Annotated in this window: 23 protein-coding genes; 8 read left to right on the top strand and 15 right to left on the bottom strand. The window is 64.1% G+C overall.

What is annotated here, in order from left to right; all coding sequences use genetic code 11:
- Window positions 1-170 precede the first annotated feature (170 nt).
- On the bottom strand, window positions 171-1277 hold the full coding sequence (locus AC0L3P_RS10715; protein WP_473301837.1) for an efflux RND transporter periplasmic adaptor subunit: 1107 nt from the start codon (window positions 1275-1277) through the stop codon (window positions 171-173).
- A 140-nt stretch (window positions 1278-1417) separates the two neighbouring features.
- Between AC0L3P_RS10715 and AC0L3P_RS10710 the strand changes: the two genes are divergently transcribed.
- Window positions 1418-1666: an antitoxin MazE family protein gene (locus tag AC0L3P_RS10710; RefSeq protein ID WP_342761054.1), complete on the top strand. Its 249-nt coding sequence runs from the start codon at window positions 1418-1420 to the stop codon at window positions 1664-1666.
- 117 nt (window positions 1667-1783) lie between these two features.
- Here AC0L3P_RS10710 and AC0L3P_RS10705 read toward each other — a convergent pair whose 3' ends face one another.
- Window positions 1784-3115: an MFS transporter gene (locus tag AC0L3P_RS10705; protein ID WP_473301836.1), complete on the bottom strand. Its 1332-nt coding sequence runs from the start codon at window positions 3113-3115 to the stop codon at window positions 1784-1786.
- Between the two features lie 79 nt (window positions 3116-3194).
- Between AC0L3P_RS10705 and AC0L3P_RS10700 the strand changes: the two genes are divergently transcribed.
- Window positions 3195-3623 carry a ribosomal maturation YjgA family protein gene (locus AC0L3P_RS10700; protein ID WP_473301835.1) on the top strand — a complete coding sequence of 143 codons (429 nt, stop codon included), beginning with the start codon at window positions 3195-3197 and terminating at the stop codon, window positions 3621-3623.
- Window positions 3624-3715: 92 nt separating this feature from the next.
- On the opposite strand, the gene AC0L3P_RS10695 is transcribed toward AC0L3P_RS10700, so the two are convergent.
- The 3 genes from AC0L3P_RS10695 to AC0L3P_RS10685 all read right to left on the bottom strand — a co-directional run bounded on the left by AC0L3P_RS10695 (window position 3716) and on the right by AC0L3P_RS10685 (window position 5609).
- Window positions 3716-4879: a winged helix-turn-helix domain-containing protein gene (locus AC0L3P_RS10695; protein ID WP_473301834.1), complete on the bottom strand. Its 1164-nt coding sequence runs from the start codon at window positions 4877-4879 to the stop codon at window positions 3716-3718.
- Window positions 4880-4995: 116 nt separating this feature from the next.
- A complete protein-coding gene (locus AC0L3P_RS10690; protein ID WP_473301833.1) occupies window positions 4996-5244 on the bottom strand; it encodes a hypothetical protein in 249 nt (82 codons plus the stop codon).
- 119 nt (window positions 5245-5363) lie between these two features.
- Complete coding sequence (locus tag AC0L3P_RS10685) at window positions 5364-5609, bottom strand: hypothetical protein (RefSeq protein ID WP_473301832.1); 246 nt, start codon at window positions 5607-5609, stop codon at window positions 5364-5366.
- A 506-nt stretch (window positions 5610-6115) separates the two neighbouring features.
- Between AC0L3P_RS10685 and AC0L3P_RS10680 the strand changes: the two genes are divergently transcribed.
- The gene (locus tag AC0L3P_RS10680) at window positions 6116-6757 is read left to right on the top strand and encodes an OmpA family protein (RefSeq protein WP_275171461.1); all 642 of its coding nucleotides are present in this window, start codon (window positions 6116-6118) and stop codon (window positions 6755-6757) included.
- Window positions 6758-6812: 55 nt separating this feature from the next.
- Here the strand turns inward: AC0L3P_RS10680 and AC0L3P_RS10675 are convergent, their stop codons facing one another.
- Window positions 6813-8243 (bottom strand): phospholipid carrier-dependent glycosyltransferase, encoded by a 1431-nt coding sequence (locus AC0L3P_RS10675; RefSeq protein ID WP_473301831.1) that lies wholly within the window; start codon window positions 8241-8243, stop codon window positions 6813-6815.
- Window positions 8244-8294: 51 nt separating this feature from the next.
- Between AC0L3P_RS10675 and AC0L3P_RS10670 the strand changes: the two genes are divergently transcribed.
- On the top strand, window positions 8295-8996 hold the full coding sequence (locus AC0L3P_RS10670; protein ID WP_473301830.1) for a FecR family protein: 702 nt from the start codon (window positions 8295-8297) through the stop codon (window positions 8994-8996).
- A 2-nt stretch (window positions 8997-8998) separates the two neighbouring features.
- On the top strand, window positions 8999-10159 hold the full coding sequence (locus AC0L3P_RS10665) for a hypothetical protein (protein ID WP_473301829.1): 1161 nt from the start codon (window positions 8999-9001) through the stop codon (window positions 10157-10159).
- A gap of 157 nt (window positions 10160-10316) precedes the next feature.
- Here AC0L3P_RS10665 and AC0L3P_RS10660 read toward each other — a convergent pair whose 3' ends face one another.
- From AC0L3P_RS10660 to AC0L3P_RS10650, 3 genes are all read right to left on the bottom strand, one after another.
- A complete protein-coding gene (locus tag AC0L3P_RS10660) occupies window positions 10317-10805 on the bottom strand; it encodes a VOC family protein (RefSeq protein ID WP_275171456.1) in 489 nt (162 codons plus the stop codon).
- A gap of 41 nt (window positions 10806-10846) precedes the next feature.
- The gene (locus AC0L3P_RS10655; protein WP_275171455.1) at window positions 10847-11275 is read right to left on the bottom strand and encodes a VOC family protein; all 429 of its coding nucleotides are present in this window, start codon (window positions 11273-11275) and stop codon (window positions 10847-10849) included.
- A gap of 131 nt (window positions 11276-11406) precedes the next feature.
- Window positions 11407-11919: a cupin domain-containing protein gene (locus AC0L3P_RS10650; protein ID WP_007606929.1), complete on the bottom strand. Its 513-nt coding sequence runs from the start codon at window positions 11917-11919 to the stop codon at window positions 11407-11409.
- A gap of 127 nt (window positions 11920-12046) precedes the next feature.
- On the opposite strand from AC0L3P_RS10650, the gene AC0L3P_RS10645 reads away from it, so the two are divergent.
- Window positions 12047-12265 carry a CsbD family protein gene (locus tag AC0L3P_RS10645; protein WP_275171453.1) on the top strand — a complete coding sequence of 73 codons (219 nt, stop codon included), beginning with the start codon at window positions 12047-12049 and terminating at the stop codon, window positions 12263-12265.
- Between the two features lie 57 nt (window positions 12266-12322).
- Here AC0L3P_RS10645 and AC0L3P_RS10640 read toward each other — a convergent pair whose 3' ends face one another.
- From AC0L3P_RS10640 to ggt, 5 genes are all read right to left on the bottom strand, one after another.
- Complete coding sequence (locus AC0L3P_RS10640; RefSeq protein WP_007606926.1) at window positions 12323-12787, bottom strand: FKBP-type peptidyl-prolyl cis-trans isomerase; 465 nt, start codon at window positions 12785-12787, stop codon at window positions 12323-12325.
- 60 nt (window positions 12788-12847) lie between these two features.
- The gene (locus tag AC0L3P_RS10635) at window positions 12848-15139 is read right to left on the bottom strand and encodes a xanthine dehydrogenase family protein molybdopterin-binding subunit (RefSeq protein WP_473301828.1); all 2292 of its coding nucleotides are present in this window, start codon (window positions 15137-15139) and stop codon (window positions 12848-12850) included.
- Window positions 15140-15141: 2 nt separating this feature from the next.
- Window positions 15142-16158 (bottom strand): FAD binding domain-containing protein, encoded by a 1017-nt coding sequence (locus tag AC0L3P_RS10630; RefSeq protein WP_473301827.1) that lies wholly within the window; start codon window positions 16156-16158, stop codon window positions 15142-15144.
- 4 nt (window positions 16159-16162) lie between these two features.
- Window positions 16163-16777 carry a (2Fe-2S)-binding protein gene (locus tag AC0L3P_RS10625; RefSeq protein ID WP_473301826.1) on the bottom strand — a complete coding sequence of 205 codons (615 nt, stop codon included), beginning with the start codon at window positions 16775-16777 and terminating at the stop codon, window positions 16163-16165.
- Between the two features lie 168 nt (window positions 16778-16945).
- Window positions 16946-18532 carry a gamma-glutamyltransferase gene (gene ggt, locus AC0L3P_RS10620; protein WP_473301921.1) on the bottom strand — a complete coding sequence of 529 codons (1587 nt, stop codon included), beginning with the start codon at window positions 18530-18532 and terminating at the stop codon, window positions 16946-16948.
- A 185-nt stretch (window positions 18533-18717) separates the two neighbouring features.
- Here ggt and trhO point away from each other — a divergent pair, with 185 nt between their 5' ends.
- Together trhO and AC0L3P_RS10610 are read left to right on the top strand one after the other, a co-directional pair.
- Window positions 18718-19500: an oxygen-dependent tRNA uridine(34) hydroxylase TrhO gene (gene trhO / locus AC0L3P_RS10615; RefSeq protein ID WP_473301825.1), complete on the top strand. Its 783-nt coding sequence runs from the start codon at window positions 18718-18720 to the stop codon at window positions 19498-19500.
- Window position 19501: 1 nt separating this feature from the next.
- Window positions 19502-19708 carry a SlyX family protein gene (locus AC0L3P_RS10610; RefSeq protein WP_473301920.1) on the top strand — a complete coding sequence of 69 codons (207 nt, stop codon included), beginning with the start codon at window positions 19502-19504 and terminating at the stop codon, window positions 19706-19708.
- 6 nt (window positions 19709-19714) lie between these two features.
- Here AC0L3P_RS10610 and AC0L3P_RS10605 read toward each other — a convergent pair whose 3' ends face one another.
- Entirely contained in the window at window positions 19715-21619 is a 1905-nt protein-coding gene (locus tag AC0L3P_RS10605) for a sensor domain-containing diguanylate cyclase (protein ID WP_473301824.1), read from the bottom strand.
- Window positions 21620-21768: the final 149 nt, after the last annotated feature.

Raw genomic sequence — 21768 nt, 5'->3', positions numbered from 1 at the left:
CAAAGAGATCCGGTTGCAAAAAAACGACAGCCACTCTGTTAAACGCGTCGTCGCGAGGCAGCGAAGCAATCCAGGGGGCTGGGCAGGTTCTGGATCGCTTCGCCGCTTCAGCCAAAGCATTTGCGCTTGGGCCGAAACTCACCTCACACGACGTAACTCGTAAGCGAGACTTAAAAGGACAGTGACGAGACGATCCGCACCCTCTGGCTTGGATCGAGCTTCTGCACACCGAGAGCGACGATCTTGGCGCCCTCTTCGACACCGCCGGTGATGACGACGTCGTTGCTCTCATAGGACTTCACCGCGACCGGCTTCAGCGCGACCGCACCGTTGTCGTCGACGACGTAGAAGGACGGCTTGCCGCCTTCGTTGAACAGTGCCGACAGCGGCAGCCGCGCAACGCGCTCGGTTGCGGCGTCCGACAAGGTCAGCGTCGCGGTCATGCCGAGCGAGACTTTGTCGTCGGCCTCGGGTAGCGAGAACTTCGCGAGATAGGTGCGCGTGGCAGGATCCGCGGTGGGCGCGATCTCGCGCAGCTTGGCTGTATATTTCTTGCCCGGCTCCGACCAAAGAGTGACACTGGCGGCGCCCGATTTGGCACGTCCGACCAGCGTCTCAGGGATCGCGACGACCGCTTCCTTTTCGGCAAAGCGGGCGACACGGATCGAGGTCTGGCCCGCGGAGACCACCTGGCCAGGCTCGATCAGCGTTGCGGTGACGACGCCACGGGCGTCGGCGTTGAGCGTCGCGTAGGAAAGGGAATTCTTGGTCAGTTCAACCGAGCGCTCGGCCCGGTTCAGGCGGGCGCGGGCCTCATCGGCGGCGGCGCGGCTCGAATCCAGCTGCGCATCGGTGGTCCAACCCTTGGCCTTCAAATCCTTGGCGCGCTGCTCGGCGGCGGCGGCCTGAGCCAGCACGCCGGTCGCAGCGCTCTGCTCGGCGACGGCCTGCTCGGCCTGGAGCTTCAGGTCGACCTCATCGAGGGTCGCGAGGGGCTGACCGATCTCGACGGTCTGGCCGACTTCGACGAGACGCTTGGCGACCTTGCCGGCGACCCGAAAGCCCAGATCGCTCTCGATCCGCGGCCTGATGGTGCCGACGAAGCTGCGCTCGGGCTTTTCGGCATCGTAGTGGGCGGTGGCGACGAGAACCGGCCGCGGCGGCTCCGCCTTTTCAGCGACGGTGTCATTGCACCCAGCGAGAGCGGCAGCCATCAACGCCAGCGAAACACCGGCGAAGAGCTTGGAATAGCTGGACAAAACGGTTCGGACGAACATCGGAGGACACTCCCTCGGCTGCAATGAGAGGAATGTCGACTAATCACTGATAAAAGTCAATAATCGTCAGTCATCAGGAAAGCGTGATCGTTAAGGGGTGGTAAGAATGACAGTCAGCTCTAACGGAGCGGGACGCCACAATGTTATTGGTCCCGCCGGAGGTCCTTATGGCGAAGCCATCACGCGATAGTACTCGGGAAGATCGACGGCAACTCCGAGCGCGGGGGCTCCGGCCGATCGAGACTTGGGTCCCGGATGTTACCTCAGCATCATTTCGGGCGGAGGCACATCGGCAGTCGCTTGCCGTCGCCACGAGCACTGGTGCCGATGAGGATCAGGCGTTCATCGATGCCGTTTCTGATTGGCGCGGGGACATCGAGCCTAAATAGCCAGTGGATAGATTCTGCCGTCGCTATCCATCTGGCCACTGACGTAGAAACCTCCAGATAGATGGTGGGCACGGCGCGCGAAGAACGCGCCTTTGCCCACCCTACGCAACTAGCCCCTCACCGCCCCTGCTCGACAAACTCGTGCTTGCTGTCGTGGCCGCCGATGAAGACCAGGATGCCGGCGATCAACGGCAGCACCGCGAGCACGAGCAGTCCGGTCGAGGTCTGGCCGGTGGCTTCCTTGACCCAGCCGATCAGATACGGCCGACCGAAGCCGGCGAGATTGCCGATCGAGTTGATCAAGGCGATGGCGCCGGCCGCCGCCGTGCCGGACAGCCAGGCGGTCGGCAAGGTCCAGAACACGCCGAAGCAGCAGAACACGCCGATCGCGGCGATTGTCAGCACGATCATCGTCAGGGTGGGGTCGGTGAGATAGCTGGAGACGCCGAGCGCGAGGGCGGTGAGCAGCAACGGCGCGCCGACATGCATCACGCGCTCGCGCGTGGCATCGGAATGCCGAGCCCACAGGATCATCGCGATGGTGCCGAACAGATACGGGATCGCGGTGACAAATCCGGTCTGGGCGTTGGTGAGGCCGAACGCCTTGACGATCTGCGGCAGCCAGAACTGCATGCCATACAGCGCCCCGACGAAGCCGAAATAGACCAGGCTCAGCATGATCACCTTCGGTGAGGTCAGCGCTTCACTAAGCGACAAATGCTTCACCGCCTGCTTGGCCGCGATCTCGGCATCGAGCTTGGTCTTGAGCCAGGCCTTCTGCTCGGCCGAGAGCCAATCCGCCTTCTCCGGCCTGTCGGTGAGATAGAACCAGGTGACGATGCCGAGCAGCACGGAGGGAATGCCCTCGATGATGAACAGCCACTGCCAGCCCTTCAGGCCCATGGCGCCGTCGAGCCCGAGCAGCAGGCCCGAGACCGGTGCGCCGATCACGGTGGAGACCGGCACGGCGATGGCGAAGGCCGCGAGGAAGCGGGCGCGATATTCGGCCGGATACCAATAGGTGAGATAGAGAATGATGCCGGGGAAGAAGCCGGCCTCGGCGACGCCGAGCAGGAAGCGCAGCACGTAGAAGCTCGTGACGCCGCTCGTGAGCGCCATCAGCGCCGAGATGATGCCCCAGGTCACCATGATGCGGGCGATCCAGCGGCTGGCGCCGAACTTCTCCAGCGCCAGATTGCTCGGCACCTCGAAGATGAAATAGCCGATGAAGAAGATGCCGGCGCCCCAGGAGAAGATCAGCGGCGTGAATTTCAGCTCGGCATTCATGGTCAGCGCGGCGAAGCCGAGATTGACGCGGTCGAGATAGGAGAAGAAGTAGGCCAGCACCAGGAACGGGATCAGGCGCCACGAGATGGCGCGGATCGTCGAGGTCTCGATTTCCGACTTGGCTGCGCCGGTCGAACCGGCATAGGTCGTAGTCTGGCTCATGGCTTCCCCCGGGGTTGTTGCTTTTATGGGCTGATGCGGGGTTTTGAGGATCGCCGCGAAAGAGTCAATGGAGCAAGCAATGCATCAGGCGCAACCGGTCAAACCCATTGCGCCGCTTCGGACATCGCTGATCCGCGCCGGGCTGGCGCTGGTCGTGATCGCATGTGGATTGTCGTTGCGCTGGTACGGCTTTCCGCTCGGGCTCCCCGCCTTCGTGGTGAAGTATGGCGGCTCGCTGCTATGGGCGACCATGGTGTTTCTGCTGGTCGGGGTTTTACTGCCACGGCTGTCACGGACACAGATCGCAGCCATCGCGGCGGCGATCGCGATCGCTGTTGAGTTTTCCCGGCTCGTCCATACGCCATGGCTCGATGCGTTCCGGCTAACGACGGCCGGTGCGCTGCTGCTGGGGCGCATCTTCTCGCCGTGGAACTTGCTGGCTTATGCGGCCGGGATCGCGTTCGGCGTTTGGATTGATCGGCTCGCCAGGGTGCGTAGGGTGGGTTAGCGTAGCGTAACCCACCACTGTTTGTCTCCGCGGAAGTGAAAGAGGTGGATTACGCTTCGCTAATCCACCCTACAGACCGACGAGGGCGCATCTCACTCCGCCAATTGAAACTTCTCAAAATGATCGAGTTCCTCCTCGATCTTCCGTTTCAGCTCCTTGCGCCGCACGGTCTTCTTCCCCTCGCCGACCCAGGTCCATTTCTGCATCAACAGCTTCTTCGCCTGGCGGTCGGTCTTCAGATCGAGCGCGGCGACGATCTCATCGCCGACCAGTACGGGCAGCGCGAAATAGCCGAGCTTGCGTTTGGCCTTCGGCACATAGGCCTCGAACAAATGGTTGTAGCCGAAAATGAGATTGGTGCGCTTGCGCTGGATGATCAGCGGATCGAACGGCGAGAGGATGTGGACGAGATCTGGCGGCGCGCGCTCGCCCGGCGCGAGCGCAGCCGGCGGTGCCCAGTGCTCCTGCTTGCCGGCACCGTCGATGGCGGCAGGCACGAGCTCACCACGGCGGACGCGCGAGCCGATCAGGGCAGCCACCGCCGGTTTACGCGGCGCGTCGAGATGGCAGACCGAATCGAGGCTCACGACACCCTGCGATCGCAGCGCGCGATCGAGCAGATAGATCGTGATGTCCCTTGTCGACGCCGGCTTCGGCAGCCTGTCCCAGCCGAAATGGCGCGTCATCAGCTCATAGGTCTTGAGCATGCCCTGGCGCTCGCTGATGGTCACGGCACCCGTATAGAAGGCGAGCTGCAACGCCCGCTTCGAGGGCTTTCGGCTTTGCCAGAGATGCTCCTTCTCGGTGAGCACGTCGTCCTCGATGTCGCGGATCGTCAGCGGGCCGGCGCGCACCAGCCGCATCACCTTGCGCATGTCGGCAGGCTTCACCGAGGCGAACCATTTGTGCCCCTCACGCCGGTGCTCGCGCATTGCCGGCAGGAAGAAGCGGAAGTCGCCGGCCGGCACATAAGAGAGCGCATGCGTCCAATATTCAAAGACGCTCTTGTCGACGCTCTGGGCGTGGCGCAGGTCGGCGCGGCGGTAGGACGGGATCCGGCTGAACAGGATGTGGTGATGGCAGCGCTCGATCACATTGATGGTGTCGATCTGCACGTAGCCGAGATGGGCGACCGCGTCGGCGACGGCTTGCGCGCCGTCACCGAACGGCGCGCGCTCGTCCAGCCGCTGGGCATGAAGCCAGATTTGCCGGGCTTGTATCGTGGTGAGTGGAATCGGTTTGGGCGCGCGGGACATTGCGGATGCAGTGTAGCGGGATTCGCATCCAGGCAAGAAGCCGATCCAGGAGCGGACAAGGAAAAACCGCGCTGCCATCTGCTGACAGCGCGGTCGGAAGGTGCGCTACCCGCGCCCTACTTCATCGACATCGCCTTCTGCGCCTTCATGTAATGCATGCAGGCGCTTTTCATCTTGCCGTTGCTCATGTCCGTGTTGGCCATGGCCATTTCCTTGTTCATGGCCGTCTTGGCCGGCGTATCCGCCGTGCCGCCCATCATGGCGGCGGACTTCATCATATTATCGCTGGTGCACGCCATCATCGCGGCCGATGCAGGGGGAATGGCGAACGCAACCAAAGCTGCGGCTGTGAGCAAGATTTTCATCGAAAAGTCTCCTCCGTAAAACGAAACCGGCGTCGTGCCGGCCTTCGCAATTACGTATTCTCTGGCGAAGACGTTTCGTGGAGAAGACAATTTTCTTGCTGCGGTGCGAAGACGGGGGCTCAGCGGCCAGCTTTCGGGGCTTTGGAACGGTCGCCAACACTGCCTGTTGCGACATCGGGTTCGCACGAGGCTTTGCCGCGCTCCTCCGCCTGACAGCGATAGACGTTGCCGGTGAGACGATCGACCAGCCACATGTTCTCGTCGGTCGGCGCTCCAAGCCCGACATAGCGGGAGGTCAGCCCCGTGATCAGAGTCGACAGCAGGATCGCCACCGCGATCATCGCCGCGCCGATGTAAATGGGCATGGAGCTCAGGGACACGGTCCGATCCGGCGGGCCACTGCGATAGAACTGGTAATCACTTGGCCTCGGCACTGGATGGAACTCGGCTCCCTTCGTTGCCCTTGTCGGAGGCTCCGCCCTAGGCGTCCATCTGGCCGAAAAATTGTCCGCAGACAGGCCATCACGCGACGGCTTTGCGACAATCGGTCAGCGCAGGTTTCCCTGAGTGAACCAGACCCCGGCCCCGAGCGGCACCTGGGCGCGGTGGTCCTCAGTGATGCGGATCACGACAGGACTGCGACGGCTCGAACGCTCGCCGGGCAGCGTGCGACCACTCTCTTCACGCGTTAGCGTCCGTCCTCGGAGTGGACCGCGGGTCGGCCCCCCGTGAGCCCGAAACCGCTTGAAATTCGCTGCCGTGGCCCCGGAGGCCCGGCTTCCCCCGTGACCAAGATCACACCAGGGCTTTTGAACCTGCCCTATGCTTGCAGCATCAAATAGCCATCAGGCGTCACAACGAGGATTCGACAATGACTAGTTTCAATAAGTCTTTTGCACTGAAGGCGATGACCCTCTCGGCGGTTCTGTCGATGACGGCCGGCCTGGCCATGGCCGGCGACGGCAATGTCTCTACCAACCAGATCCTGGATGCATTGAAGCCGAAGCCGGCGACCCGCGGCCTGTCCGCAGGCCCGCAGGTCGATCCGGCGGTGCAGGCCAAGGAATCGACGTTCCTGAACACCGTGCGCAACCGCTCGACGCGGTCGCTGTCGACGGGCGAGCGCGAGCAGATTGCCGAGCTCGCCGCGACCAAGCCGAAGATCGATCTGGAGATCCAGTTCGACTACAACTCGGCCGACATCGCCAAGACGTCGGTGCCGTCGGTGCAGGCGCTCGGCAAGGCGCTGTCCGATCCCTCCCTGAAGGGCTCGACCTTCGTGGTCGCTGGCCACACCGACGCGGTCGGCACCGAGGGATACAATCAGGGGCTCTCCGAGCGGCGGGCCGACACCATCAAGAAGTACCTGGTGCAGAACTACGGCCTCACCGGCACTGACCTCGTCACCGTCGGCTACGGCAAGACCAAGCTGAAGGACACCGCCAACGGCGCCGACCCGATCAACCGCCGCGTCCAGGTCGTGAACATGGACACCCAGACCGCGTCGAAGTAATTCTCGTTCATCGCCATAAAGACGCCGCCTGCCGTTCCCCCGGCAGGCGGCGATATCATATCCAGCCTTGGAAGAGCATCAGCCGGTTGAAGGTCTGCATCGTCGTGCCGACGAAGGCCGCCGAGATCGGCAGCATGGCGGCAAAGCCTGCCGCCGCGAGCGCGACATAGGCCCACAACAGCCAGCGTGGCAGACCGCCCCGGCGCAGCACGTAGACCAGTGCGAGCGACGCCACGGTCGCAGCCGGCAGATAGTAATAGATGAAGGCGAGCGTACGCGGCAGCAACGCCCAGGTAAGCCAGCACCCGAAATAGAAGACCGCGATCAGGAACGCATCCCGCCGACGCGCAACGACGAAGTCGCGCAGCACGACGGCGAGCGCGGGCAGCGCCGGCCAGAGCACCAGGGGATTACCGAGGAAGACGATCGCGGAGACATTGTCGTCCGCAGTCTTGTCGAACAGGAACCAGACCGGGCGCGCGAGCAGCGGCCATGACGGCCAGGCGCTCATATAAGTGTGGCCGGCGATGGCAGTGGTGGTGTTGTCGGCGAAGATCCGGCGTTGCGCCTCGACCAAATCCGGCAGCGACACGCCGTAGAGCGGGACGAAGGCCGCAAGATATGTCGCCGCGGGCAGGACGGTGAAGCAGAGCACGACGTGATGTAATCTGAAGTCGGGCCAGAGATCGGGCCGGTACCAATCCCCCGGCTTCGCGTCGGCAAACAGAGTGCGCCAGCCCTGCATCAGGCGGATCACCGCGACGATGACGATGCAGATTCCGAGCGGAAACAGGCCGCTCCATTTGCAGGCCGCAGCACAGCCGAACAGGCTGCCGGCAGCCGCGAACAATGCATGAGGCCGGTCCTTTCGAAAGCCGTGCATGAAGGCGGCAATCGCGAGCAGGCCGAAGCCGAGGGCAAAAATGTCGAGCATCGCGATGCGCGCCTGCACGTACAGCATCTGGTTGCAGCCGGCGATCAGCGCGGCGGCGATCGCAGGCCCTTGCGCGGCGAACAGCGCGAGGCCGCACAGATAGACCGCGACGATCGCGAGCGCGCCGAACAACGTCGCGGGATAGCGCCAGCCCAGCGCGGTGTCGCCGAAGGCCGCGATCGAAAGCGCGATCAGCTCTTTCGCCAATGGCGGATGCATCGGATTGAGCATCGGTTGCGACACCGCTGGTGCCAGCATCTGCCGCGCCGCCGGCACATAGTGCACTTCGTCGAAGACGAACTTCTCCGGCGTCGTCAAGCCGATCAGCAGCGCGAGATGCGCGACCAGGAAAATCGCGACAGCAATCACTGCGCTCCGCGACACCTTCGGAACCGCGGGCAAGTCAAGTTGCGCTTGTGGAGATGTTTTGCGTGGCAAATTTGCGTCACCGCGGAGAATAATAGAGATCGCGGTTTTCATTGAACGCATTCTGCCGCAACTGTCACTAAGCATAACGCAGGTCCCGCGGCGCTTGTGATAATTCCGCCACATCGCAAGCGCGCGTGATCCGGTACGATCAGGGACACATCGATCGGTTGCGAAATGAATTTGCGTTTCTGGCTTTTCTCCACGCTGTTCTCGACTGCCTTGTGCGTGGCCCCTTGCGCCCAGGCGCAGACGCGCGTCGGTGAAGCCGTCGTGATCCAGAATGAAGTGGTTCGCGTAGCCGCGACCACGACGCCGATCAGCGTCGGCGACAGCATGCTCCGTGACGAGACCGTGCGCACCGGCGCCGGCAGTGCGGCGCGCTTCGTGATGGCGGACAGCACCAATCTGTCGCTCGGTCCGAGCGCCACGCTCAAGCTCGACCGCACCGTCTTCAACGACGAGCACAGCTATCGCGACGTCGCGATCCGCATGACGACCGGCGCATTCCGTTTCGTTACCGGACATTCCGAGAAGACCGCCTACAAGATCACGACGCCGCTCGCGACCATCGGCGTGCGCGGCACCACACTCGATATCCTCTCCCAGCGCGGCCGCTCGGTCGTCGTGCTGCAGGACGGCGCCGCAAGTGTCTGCACGACGAGCCAACAGTGCATGCAGCTCACCCAGCCCGGCGACACCGCAATCATCACCTCGACCGGCGGCAAGGTCTCTATCAGTAAAACCAATACGCCGCCCTGGACCTTTGCCGCGACCTGCGCCGCGAGCGCGGGACTGTGCGCGGTGAACCAATATGCGGACGCGTCGCCGACCATCACGCCCGCCGTCCATGACGACGGCATGCTGTGCGGGCGCTGACGATGGAAGTATTCAACGTCAGGCGCTTCATGCTCGCGGGCGTGCTGACCGCCGTGGCCGCGTTTGCGTTTGTCGCGGTCGAGGCCCGTCCGGCGGCAGCCGCCGCGGCGTGCGAGTCCGAGTGCGGAGGGCCGACGCCCACCCCGGCGCCGAGCTATTCCCCGTCGCCGACGCCGACCTACAGCCCCTCGCCCTCGCCCAGCCCCTACCCGTCATCCTCGCCGAGCCCTTATCCGTCCTCCTCGCCGAGCCCGACGCCGACACCGACCGGCGCGGATTCCAGCGGCGGCTCGATCGGCGGCCTCGCCAACCAGCGCTTCAACCAGATGATCACCAACCGGGTGCTCGGCACGGTGCTGCTCGGCGTCAACGAGCAGGTCAATTGCAGCAACTGCGTCAGCGCATTCGGCTCCGCCGGCTCGTTTTCGGCGGGCATCCACGGCCGCAAGGAGCTGACCAATAATCTGTCGCTGCTCGCAGGCATCGCCTACACGCAGTACAGCGAGGGCGGCTACAACATCACCAGCGCGCCGATCGGTGCGTTCGCGCTGCGCTATGACTTCACCGACTGGGGCTCGTCGCGTCCGTTCTTCGACGTCGGCACGATCCTGACGCCGTGGGAGAAGGCGCGTTACACCCGCAGCTACAACACCAGCCTCGGCCCGGTGAGTGTCACGAGTTCGACCAACGCCGCGAACTACGCCGTCTACGGCCGCGCCGGCTGGATAAGCCGCGTGTCGCCCCGCGACGAGGTCGCCGCCTCGATCGAGGTCTGGCAGCTCTGGCAGCGCGTCTCGGGCTACACCGACAGCGCAGTGGCGTTCAATCCGTTCGACGCCAGCATCGCGACCGGCACCGACCGCACCAGCCTGGTCAAGATCGGCGGCCAGTGGACGCATCTCTACGGCAGCAATATCGAGGCCAACATCAACGGCGGCTGGGTGCAGTCATTCGCTGGCCATAGCGGCATCGTCGCCACCGTGACCGGCGACGGCGTGGTGGTGCCGACCATGGGCAACCAGGGCTGGTTCGAATATGGCGGCCGGCTCGGCTTCCGCGTGCAGAAGGGCTGGATCGTGGACCTGTTCGCCAACGGCACGCTCGGCCCGCAGCCGGTGGGTAACACCATCCATGGCGGCGTGGGGCTGCGGATCAATTACTAGCGGCGGGGCCTTCGCCTCAAATTCCGCTGTCTTGCCCCGGCTCGACCGGGGCATCCAGTACGCCGCGGCCTATCGACTGACCAACGACCGTCTCGGCGTACTGGATCGCCCGGTCAAGCCGGGCGATGACAGGGAGTATGTGGCAAGGGCACGCCCTTCACGCTGCCGACTTGCCCTCGAACGCGCGGCGCAAGGTCTCCACGTCCAGTTTCACCATCTTCATCATGGCCTGCATCGCGCGTGCGGCAGCCGCCTTGTCGGGGCTCGATAGGAATTCGAACATCACCTTCGGCACGACCTGCCATGACACGCCGTAGCGGTCGTGGAGCCAGCCGCACTGCTCTTCCTTGCCGCCATGGGCCAGGAAGGCATTCCAGACGCTGTCGACCTGGGCCTGATCGTCGCAATGGATCATCAGCGAGAGCGCATGGGTGTATTCCATCTTCATGCCGCCGTTGAGCGCGACCAGGGGCTGTCCCGCCACCGTGAACTCGACGACGAGCACGGAGCCTTCCTTACCGGACGGGCCATCTGAAACGTTGCGCTGAACATGCGTGATCGCCGAATTCGGCACGAGCGAGACGTAGAACTTCGCGGCTTCCTCGGCATCGCCATTGAACCACATGCAGGGAACGACCTTCGACATCGTGAATGCTCCTCTTCAGTTGTGATGTTCGCGCGCTTAGATCAGGCGTTCGCCATCTCGGACTGCGCCGCGAAGGCTGCCATGTCCATCCAGTTCACGCCCCACATGTGGCCGTCCGGATCCTCGAAGCTGCGGCCGTACATGAAGCTGTATTCGTCCTTCGGGCTGGGATCGGCGACCCCGCCTGCAGCCTTGGCCCTGCTGACGATATCGTCGACCTCGGTCCGGCTGTCGGCGGACAAGCAGAACAGCGCCTGGTTTGAGGTCTTTGCATCCGAGATCGGCTTCGGCGTGAACTGCCGGAATTTCTCGTGGGTCGTCAGCATCGCGTAGATGGTCTCGGAAAAGACCATGCAGCTCGCTGTTTCGTCGCTGAATTGCGGGTTCCTGGTCGCACCGACCGCCTCGTAAAAGGCAGTGGCGCGCTTGAGGTCGGTCACGGGCAGATTGACGAAAATCATCCTGGGCATCGGAGCTCCTTGGGCGGGGTTCTGCCCAAGGACGGACGGCCAAGCGGCGATCCGACACGGCTTCCGGATCTTTTTTGGACCCTTGCCTGCGAGGTTCTGTCGCACAGAACCCGCTGGCTTTCAGGCGACCCTCACTTCTTCTCGTTCGGGTCGCGGTGAATGGGATCGACCCACAGCACGGTCTCGGGCTTCTCGACCGGCTCTATGTCGAGGTTGATCGCGACCGCCTCGCCGTCGCTGCGCACCAGCACGCATTCCAGCACCTCGTCCGGGCTGGCGTTGATCTCCTGATGCGGCACGTAGGGCGGGACGAAAATGAAGTCGCCGGGGCCGGCTTCCGCAGTGAATTGCAGGCTTTCGCCCCAGCGCATCCGCGCCTTGCCCTTCACCACATAGATGACGCTTTCGAGATGGCCGTGGTGGTGCGCGCCGGTCTTGGCGTCGGGCTTGATGCTGACCGTGCCCGCCCACAATTTCTGCGCACCGACGCGCGCAAAATTGATCGCGGCCGCGCGGTCCATGCCCGCTGTCGACGGCACGTTGGTATCGAGCTGGTTGCCGGGAATGACGCGCACGCCATCATGTTTCCAGCGATCGTCGTGATCGTGGTCATGGTGGGAATGCGAATGGTCATGGCCGGTCATGGGACTTGCTTTCTGTTGGTTCCGTGTGCGGCAAACTAACCCAAAGCCGCGACATCGAGCCATAACAAAAACGGAACCCTCGTAGCCGCCGGACGTTGTCTTAGCGAGCCAACCGCAGGAGAGTTTCATGGGTAGCACGACCGACAAGATCAAGGGCACCGCAAACGAGGCAATGGGCAAGGCCAAGCAGGGCATCGGTGAAGCCACCGGGTCCGAGCGCCTGAAGGGTGAAGGTGCGGTCCAGGAAGTGAAGGGCAAGGGCCAGCAGGCCATGGGCGACGCAAAGGACGCCGCGAAGGACGCGGTCGATCGCGCCGCGGCTGCGGCCAAGCGCGCGACGGAATAACGGCGTCGCACTGAATGCGAAAAGACCGGCCGAGAGGCCGGTCTTTTTGTTGCGGGCTTACTTCACCCCGAGCAATTCCACATCGAACATCAGCGTCGCGTTCGGCGGGATCACGCCGCCTGCGCCGCGGGCGCCATAGCCGAGCTGCGGCGGAATGATCAGCGTTCGCTTGCCGCCGACCTTCATGGAGGCAACACCCTCGTCCCAGCCGGCGATGACGCGGCCCTTGCCGATCGGGAATTCGAACGGCTCGTTGCGGTCGACCGACGAGTCGAATTTCTTGCCCTTCTGGCCGTTCTCGTAGAGCCAGCCGGTGTAATGCATCACGCAGATCTGGCCCGGCTTGGGCGAAGCGCCGGTGCCGGCGACGCTGTCGGTGATCTGCAAACCTGAAGCTGTGGTCATGGTCTTCCCTGCGGTCTGGGCCGAGGCCGTGGTGGAAACGAAATCGGACACGCCGGCGATCACGGTGATCGCGAGTGCCGACATGATGGCGAGGAGCACGCGCTGTAAACGCTGCATAAGACACCTTCCGTTTGAGGCGCAAGGTGTCTAGCGCAACGCCGACGCCGTTGCCACCCCTCACACCTCGATATTTTCGAGCCGCACGGGCAGCTTTCGGATGCGCTGGCCCGTGGCGTGATAAATCGCATTGCAGATCGCCGCATTGGTGCCGACATTGGCGAGCTCGCCGAGGCCCTTCACGCCTGCCGGGTTGATGTGATCGTCCTGCTCGGAGAGCAGGATCACCTCGGCACCGGGGACGTCGGCATTCACGGGCACGAGATAGTCGGCAAGATTGTCGTTGACGTAGCGTGCATCGCGCTCGTCGATCTCGGTGGCTTCCAGCAGCGCCGAGGACATGCCCCAGATCAGGCCGCCCATGAGCTGGCTGCGCGCCGTGCGCGGATTCATGATGCGCCCGGCCGCGAACGCTCCCACCAGCCGGGGGCAGCGGATTTCATGGGTAAAGCGGTTGACGCGGACCTCGACGAACTCGGCACCGAAGGCGTAGGCGATCTTGTCCTTCATCTGATGGCCACCGACGAGCCGCGCGTGCCCGCTGTGCATCGCCGTGAAGGAATCCAGCGGCGCGCCTTCAGGCTTCCACTCGCCGTATTCCTCGACGATACCGACGCCGAGCGCGTCGAAGGCCTTCTCGATGTCGAGCGGACGATCACTCTTCGCCGCCTGGGTGCTCGGCGCCTGGCTGATGCCGACAGTCTCCTTGGCCTTGTCGGTGAGGCTGTCGCTCGGCATCACGGCCTTGAACAGCCTTTGACGAATCCGGTCGCACACCATCATCACCGCCGAGCAGGTGCTGGCAGTCGAGTTCGAACCGCCGGCAACAGGCGCCGGCGGCAGATCGCTGTCACCCAGGAAGACCGCGACCTTCTCCAGGGGGACGCCGAGCCGCTCGGCCGCGGTCTGGGCGATGACGGTATACGCACCGGTGCCGATCTCGTGACCGGCGATCTCGACCCGGGTACGGCCGTCGCGCTGGAGGCGGACGCGCGCGGCAGAGGGCGCCATCTGCGTCGGATAGCAGGTGGCGGCACAGCCATAGCCGACCAGCCAGTCGCCGTCGGACATCGATTTCGGCTGCGGCGAACGCTGCGACCAGCCGAACGCCTTCGCGGCCTCATCGAAGCACGCCATCAAGGACCGCGACGTATAGGGCTTGCCGCCGATCGGCTCGACATTGGTGTCGTTGATGCGGCGGAGCTCGACCGGGTCCATGTTCAGCTTCACCGCAAGCTCGTCCATCGCGCTCTCCAGCGCGAAGAGATACGGCACCTCCGGCGGTGAACGCATGAAGCCCGGCGTGTTGCGGTCGGCGCGCACGATCGACACCAGACTGGCGACGTTCGGGCAGGCATAGAGCCGCGTCGTCGTCTTGGTGCCACCGACGCAATAGGCATCCGGGCGCGACGAAACCTCCGCGCCGTCGTGCCTCAAAGCCACCAGCTTGCCGTCCCGACCCGCACCAAGCTTGATCTCATGGCGCGTCTCGGCGCGATGGGTCGCGATGGTGAAACCCTGGTCGCGCGTCGGCACCAGCTTGATCGGCCGGTTCAAGCGTTTGGCAATGCCGGCAATAATGGCGGTCCGCGGCGTCATCGAGCCGCGCGAACCAAAGCCGCCGCCGACATAGGGATTGACGACACGGACCTTGTCGGCGTCGATACCGAGCTGCTCGGCGACGCCGTTCTTCAGGCCATAGACATACTGGCTGCCCTCGTAGATGACGAGTTCGTCGCCCATCCAGGCACAACTCGTCGTAAACAGCTCCATCGGATTGTGGTGCTGGGTCGGCGTTTCATAGGAGGCGGTGAGCTTGACCTCGGCCGCGTCGAAGGCCTTAGCGAAATCGCCGACCTCCGGGTCTTCCTTGAACTGTGCGTTCTGACCCTTTGCCGCTGCCGTGGTTGTCCCCGGCGAATCGAAGCTCGCACTCGGCGCGACAGCCGTGTAGCTGACCTTGACGCGATTGGCGGCCTCGCGCGCCGCCTCGTAACTCTCGGCGATGACGACGGCGATGATCTGGCCGTCATGGGTGATGTCGGCCGATTTCAGCGGCTGGATCGTGGTGCCGGCATAGCCGCCATTGCTGAACAGTTTCGATTCCTTCAGCTTCGGGGCGTTCTCGTGCGTGACGATGTCGATTACGCCGCGGACCCGCCTGGCGTCGTCGAGATCGAAACTGTCGATGCGGCCCTTGGCGATGGCGCTGGTGACCAGGAATGCGTAGGCTGGATTGTCGAGCGGCATGTCGGACGCATATGTCGCCCGGCCCGTGACCTTTGCGGCCGCGTCGTAGCGCGGCACGGGCCGGCCCATGTTTGCTTTCGGCTCGGGAGCTGCAGCGGTCATGATCAGATCTCCATCGTTACGGCCTGCTGGAGCGCGCGCGCCACCACGCGCTTGCCGAGCGCGATCTTGAAGCCATTGTGCCGGCGGCCTTTGGCCTCGGCAAACGCGGCATCCGCCACACGCTGCGCCAGACCGTCGTCGAATTTCTGTCCCTTCAGCAGCGCCTCCGCCTCGCGCGCCCGCCACGGCACGGTGGCGACACCGCCGAGCGCGACACGCGCATCCCTGATCGTGCCATCATGCACGTCGAGCGCGACCGCAGCCGACGACAACGCAAACTCGTAAGACTGACGGTCGCGCGCCTTGAGATACACGGAGCGCGGCCAGCGGCCGGGAATGGAGAACGCAGAGATCAGCTCACCGGGCCGAAGCGTGGTCTCGATATCGGGCGTCCTGCCGGGTGCCTTGTGCAAGTCCGCGAACGGCAGGTTGCGCGTGCCGGACCTGCCGGTGATCTCGATCATCGCATCCAGCGCGATCAACGCCTGGGCAAAATCGCCGGGATAGGTCGCGATGCACTGATCGGACGTACCGAGCACCGCATGCATACGATTGACGCCATCCATGGCTGCACAGCCCGAGCCGGGATTGCGCTTGTTGCAATTCTCATAGGAGACATCGCGGAAATAGCTGCAACGCGTTCGCTGCATCACGTTGCCACCGAGCGTCGCCATGTTGCGCAGCTGGGCGCTGGCGGCAAGTTTCAGGGAATTCGCGATCACTGGATAGTTGCGCTGGATCTCGGCATGCGCGGCCACGTCGGACATCTTCGCCAGCGCCCCGAGCCGCAAGCCGTCACTGCCGGGCTCGATCGCCGACCAGCCCCGCGCCAGCGGATTGATATCGACGATCGCGGCGGGCCGCATCACATCCAGCTTCATCAGATCGATCAGCGTGGTCCCGCCCGCGAGCGGCTGCGCTGTAGCCTTCGTCAGCGGATTGTTCGCAGCCGCGGCAGCGCTGAGCGCCTGCACCGCCATGTCAGGGTCTGTTGCCCTTTGATAGGAAAACGGTCGCATGCGCCTAGCCTTTCATGATCTCGGGCGCGGCCTGCTTCACGGCGGCGACGATGTTGGGATAGGCGGCGCAGCGACAGATGTTGCCGCTCATGTATTCGCGGATGTCGGCCTCGCTGCCCGCATGCCCCTCCTTGACGCAGGCCACGGCGGACATGATCTGGCCCGGCGTGCAATAGCCGCATTGAAACGCATCGTTGTCGACGAAGGCCTGCTGCATCGGATGCAGGTGATCGTCGGTGGCAAGGCCCTCGATCGTCGTGATCTCCTGCCCCTCGGCCGCGAGCGCGAGCGTCAGGCACGACACCACGCGCCGATCGTCGATCAGGACCGTGCAGGCACCACACTGGCCGTGGTCGCAGCCCTTTTTGCTGCCGGTGAGCTTGAGATGCTCCCGCAGCGCGTCGAGCACCGTCGTGCGCGCGTCGATACGCAGGCGCTTGTCCTTGCCATTGACCCGCAGCGTGACATCGACGAGAAGCGCCGGATCCTGGGCGGCCGACACGTTCGCATCCTGCGCGGCCGCACGCGCCGTCATAGGGACCAGCGCACTGCCGGCGGCCGCCGCGATGAAGGCGCGCCGATCGAATCCGGATGGTCCGGAACCTGGTTTTTCGGACATGAAGGGCCTCCACCGCTTCGAGCAAAAGCAGCGCACGCCTGCACCGCTCATCGGCCCTTAACCTGAAGCAATGAGCTCCGTTCCGAACGAGAAAGGGCGACGCAGCAAATGCCGCGTCGCCCTCCGTCAATTTTTCCTGATCTTGCGCGGGGAACCCGTGCGCGGTGGTCAGTATCCGAGCGCGCAACCATCTTTGCGCGGATCGGAACCGCCGGTGAGCGTGCCCTTGTCCCAGTCGATCAAGATCGCCTGCGCGCCGCCGAGCGGACCGACGACGCTGGTGGTCTTGTGGCCGAGCTTCTTCAGGCCTTCGACGATACCGGCCGGCACGCTGTCCTCGAGCTGGTACTGTCCTTCGTAATGCAGGCCGCGCGGCATATCGATCGCTTCCTGCACGTCGCAGCCAAAATCGAGGATGTTGGTCACCACATGGGTCTGGCCAACCGGCTGATACTGTCCGCCCATCACCGCAAACGGCATCACGGAACGGCCGCCCTTGGTGAGCAGGCTCGGCATGATCGTGTGCAGCGGACGCTTGCCGCCGGCGATGCAATTCGGGTGGCCGGGCTGGATGCGGAAGCCGCCGGCACGGTTCTGAAGCAAAACGCCGGTCTTGTTCGAGACGATGGCCGAGCCGAAGGAATGCGCAACCGAGTTGATGAACGAGCAGACGTTGCGGTCCTTGTCCACGACGGTGATGTAGATGGTCGAGGGATTCATCGGCGGCGCGACGTTCGGCAGGTCGAGCATGCCGTCCATGCGGATCTTGTCGATGTGCTCGTTGCAGTATTCCTTGGCAAGGATCTTGGCGACCTCGATCTGCATATGCTCGGGATCGGCGACATGCAGCTCGCGATGCATGTACGCGATGCGCGCGGCCTCGGCCTCAAGGTGGAAACGCTCGACGCTGAGCGGCGCATATTTCGTCAGGTCGAACCGCGACAGGATGTTCAACATCAGCAGCATGGTGAGGCCGGGCCCGTTCGGCGGGCACTGCCAGACGTCGTAGCCCTTGTACATGGTGCCGATGGGCGTCGTCGTTTCGGTGGTATGCGCGGCGAAATCGTCGAGCGTGTGCAGGCCGCCGATTCCGCGCAGGGTCTCCACCATGTCTTCCGCGATCGGGCCCTTGTAGAAGGCGTCGCGTCCGTCCTTGGCAATCGCCCGCAGCGTCTTGCCGAGCTCGGCCTGGCGGATGACGTCGCCGGCCACCGGCGGCTTGCCGTGCGGCAGCAGATACCGCTCCGTGTTGGCGCCAGCCTTCAGCTTCTCGAACTGGTTCTTCCAATCGAAGGCGATGCGAGGGGCGACGACGTAGCCTTCCTCGGCCGCCTTGATCGCGGGCTGGAGCAGCCGGTCGAAGCCGAACTTGCCGTGATCGCGCAAACCGGTCGCAAAGGCGTCGATCACGCCGGGGATAGAGACCGCGTGCGCCGAGGTCAGCGGCACGGAGTTGATCTTGCGCTCGATATACCAGTCGGCGTTCGCCGCCTTCGGGGCGCGGCCGGAGCCGTTATAGGCGATGATCTTGCCCTCGCCGCGCGGCTGGATCAGCGCAAAGCAATCGCCGCCGATGCCGGTCGATTGCGGCTCGATCACGCCGAGAATGGCCGAGCCCGCGACTGCCGCGTCCACCGCCGTGCCGCCCTCGCGCAGCACCTCGATCGCGGCGAGCGACGCCTGCGGATGCGAGGTCGCCACCATTGCGTTGGTGGCGTGGACCGTGGACCTGCCGGGGAAATGGAAGTTTCTCATCGAATTCTTGCTCTCATTGGACGTCTGGCGCGGATGGCGCACCGGCTCGGAAAAACCGGGCCTACATGACACATTCCGGCCTGCCGGGGCAATGCTGGCATACCAGGGAAATGGCTGCCATCCGCTGGGAATGGAGCTGCTCCTTGCGGGTTTTCCGGGCACGCTGCGCCTGCTAAACGGGCGCGATGAGTTACAAGGTCGCCGCCTTCTACCAATTCGCCGCCCTGCCCGATTACCGCGAGCTACGCGAGCCGCTGCGCGCGTTCTGCGCCGGCCTGGCGCTGAAGGGCAGCGTGCTGCTCGCGCAGGAGGGCATCAACGGCACGGTCGCGGGCTCGGGCGAGGCAATCGACGCGCTCACCCATGAGCTCGCGCACGGCGACATGTTCGGCGGCAGGTTGAACAATCTCGAATTGAAGTTCTCGACCGCCGAGGCGATGCCATTCGGCCGGCTCAAGGTGCGGCTGAAGAAGGAGATCGTCACGCTCGGCGACGAAGCCGCCGATCCGACGCGGCAGGTCGGCGCCTATGTCGATGCGAGCGAATGGAACGCGCTGATCGCGGCGCCCGACACGCTGGTGCTCGACACCAGGAACGCCTTCGAGGTGGCGATGGGGACGTTCGACGGCGCGCTCGACCCAGGCATCAGGAGTTTTGGCCAGTTCAAGGAATTTGCGGCCGAACGGCTCGATCCCGCCAAACACCGCAAAATCGCGATGTTCTGCACCGGCGGCATTCGCTGCGAGAAGGCGAGCGCGCATCTGCTCGCGCGCGGCTTTGCCGAGGTCTATCACCTCAAGGGCGGCATTCTCAAATATCTGGAAGAGGTGCCGGAGGCTCAGAGTCGCTGGCGCGGCGAATGCTTCGTGTTCGACGAGCGTGTCGCGCTCGGCCATGGTTTGCAAGTCCTTGGATTGCGAGAAGCTAGCTTGCCCGAACGGAATAAGGACGCGGCACGTGACGAATGAGATGAAGACGCTCGGCGAGCGCATCGACACGCTGGAGACGCGCCTCGCCTATCAGGACGACGCGATCGAGATGCTGAACCAGACCATCACCGCGCAGTGGAAGCAGATCGACGCGCTGACACGGAGGATCGCAGAGCTCGGCGAGCGGCTGCAGGAGGCCGAGGCGAATGCGCCGGGAGCGGCCAATGAGCGTCCGCCGCATTATTGAGCGGGGTTACTGACCGGACGCCTTGAGCAGGAGGTTGCTCACCTCGCCCGACATCATCAGCCGGTTGCGCCCGGCGTCCTTGGCGGCATAGAGCGCCTGGTCGGCGGCCTCGATCAGCGAGGTGACGCCGGCCGTGCGCTCCAGCGCCGGCCGGCAGGCAGCCCCGCCGAGCGAAGCGGTGACGCAGCCAGCTGCATGGTTGCTGGTGTGGACGAGGCCCGCATCGCGGATCGCCCGTCGAATCCGGTCTCCGATCAGGGCGCAGCCGGCAGCGTCGGTGTTTGGCAACAGCATGGCGAACTCCTCGCCGCCGTAACGCGCCGCCAGATCACTGGAACGATGCATCTCGGCGGCGATGATCTGCGCCACCTGCCGGAGACAGGCATCGCCCGCGGGATGGCCGTATTCGTCGTTGTAGGACTTGAAGTGATCGACGTCGATCATCAGCAAAGAGAGGCTGGAGCGCTCGCGATAGGCACGCGCCCACTCCTCCTTCAGCCGTTCATCGAAGCGGCGGCGATTGGCAAGCCCGGTAAGGCTGTCCTCGATCGCGAGCGTTTCGAGCCGGTTCTCAAGCTTCTTCTGCTCGGTGATGTCGCGCGAGATCGCGACCACGCCGTCGACGCTGCCATTCTCCTTGCGGGTCACCCGCATGGTCGATTCGAGCCAGACTTCGGCATTCTGCCGGTGCGCGTTGCGATAGGTGACGCGCACCTCCTCCTTTTCGCCGCGCTTCATGGCATCGACGAGAGCCTGGACCTGCGGCCGGTCGTCCGCGTGAACGCCGGCGAGCGCGGGCGTTCCGATCAGTTGATTGGCGCGCCAGCCGACGACGCCAATCGACGATGGCGAGACATAGCGCAGCCGCTCGTCGAGCCCGATACGCGTCACCATGTCACTGGAGCCTTCGGCAAGCAGTCGGAAATGCGCTTCCTTCTCGACCAGCGCGGCCGCCATGCTCTGGCCCCGCTGCAACTGCCGCACCAGCACGGCACCGATGATCGCGAGCAGCATGACCAGCGCGAGCACGTAGAGCATGCGAGAGATCGCCGCAGCACGCCAGGGCGCCAGCAGTTCGGCCTTATCGACGGTAGCGAGCAGGACCAGCGGATAGCGGCCAGAGCGCTTGAAGAAGCTGACGCGCTCGGCGCCGTCGAGCGGCGACTTGAAGTGATAGACGCCGCCCGGCCGCTGCAGGCCGGCGTCGCGGAACAGCGGCGTATTGGCAACGCTGCGGCCGATGAATTTCTCGTTGCTCGGGTTGCGCGCGATGATCAGGCCGTCGCCGTGTGTCAACGCCACCGAGCTGTTGCGGCCGATCTCGAACTGTTCGTAGAAATGCGAAAGATATCCCGAGCTGATGGTCGCGAGCACCACGCCGCCGAAGCTGCCGTCCAGCTTGTTGAAACGACGCGACAGGGTGACGACCCACTCGCCGTCCAGCAGGCTCTTCACGGGCCGGCCGACATGGGGCTCCCGTTTCGGCGAGAGCTGGTGATAACGAAAGAACGCGTCGTCGTTGAACGTCGTGCCGATCGTGCCGGGCGAGGTCAGCCAGTTGCCGCGGTCGTCGATGATGGCGAGGCTGTGGATGCGCTCTATCGCCTTCTTGCGCGCCTCCTGCAGGGTTTTAAGCTTGGCGATCGTGGCCGGCTCGGTGCCGTCCATCTCCAGCCGGCTGACGACGCCGACGACGCCTGAATCCAGGAGATCGAGGCTGTCCTCGGCATGCTGCGTCAACGAGCGCGCAACATTCGCCATCTCTGCCTCGGCGCTCTTGAGCACCGCGTCGCGCGCAGCCCATTCCCGCCAGCCGCTGACGCTGAGGATGGCCACGCAGGTCAGCGCAACGAATGCAGCCGCCCGCAGCGGCAGGCGGCTCCATCCGGCTCTTTGGGTCACAGCACTCATGCGGCAGAATTCTCCGAAGATCGGAAACTCTGCTGCTTCTGTTAGTGAACCCTGAAACACCGGGATAAATATGCAGTGATGTCCCCGGTTTCCCGTAGTCGTACGGACCCCGGACTCGGCGCATCGCTAACAAGCCTTTAGCAAACCTA

This window comes from Bradyrhizobium sp. WSM4874 (genome assembly GCF_055811835.1).
Note: the sequence above shows the minus strand (reverse complement) of the source record. Positions and strands in the feature narration are given on the sequence as shown.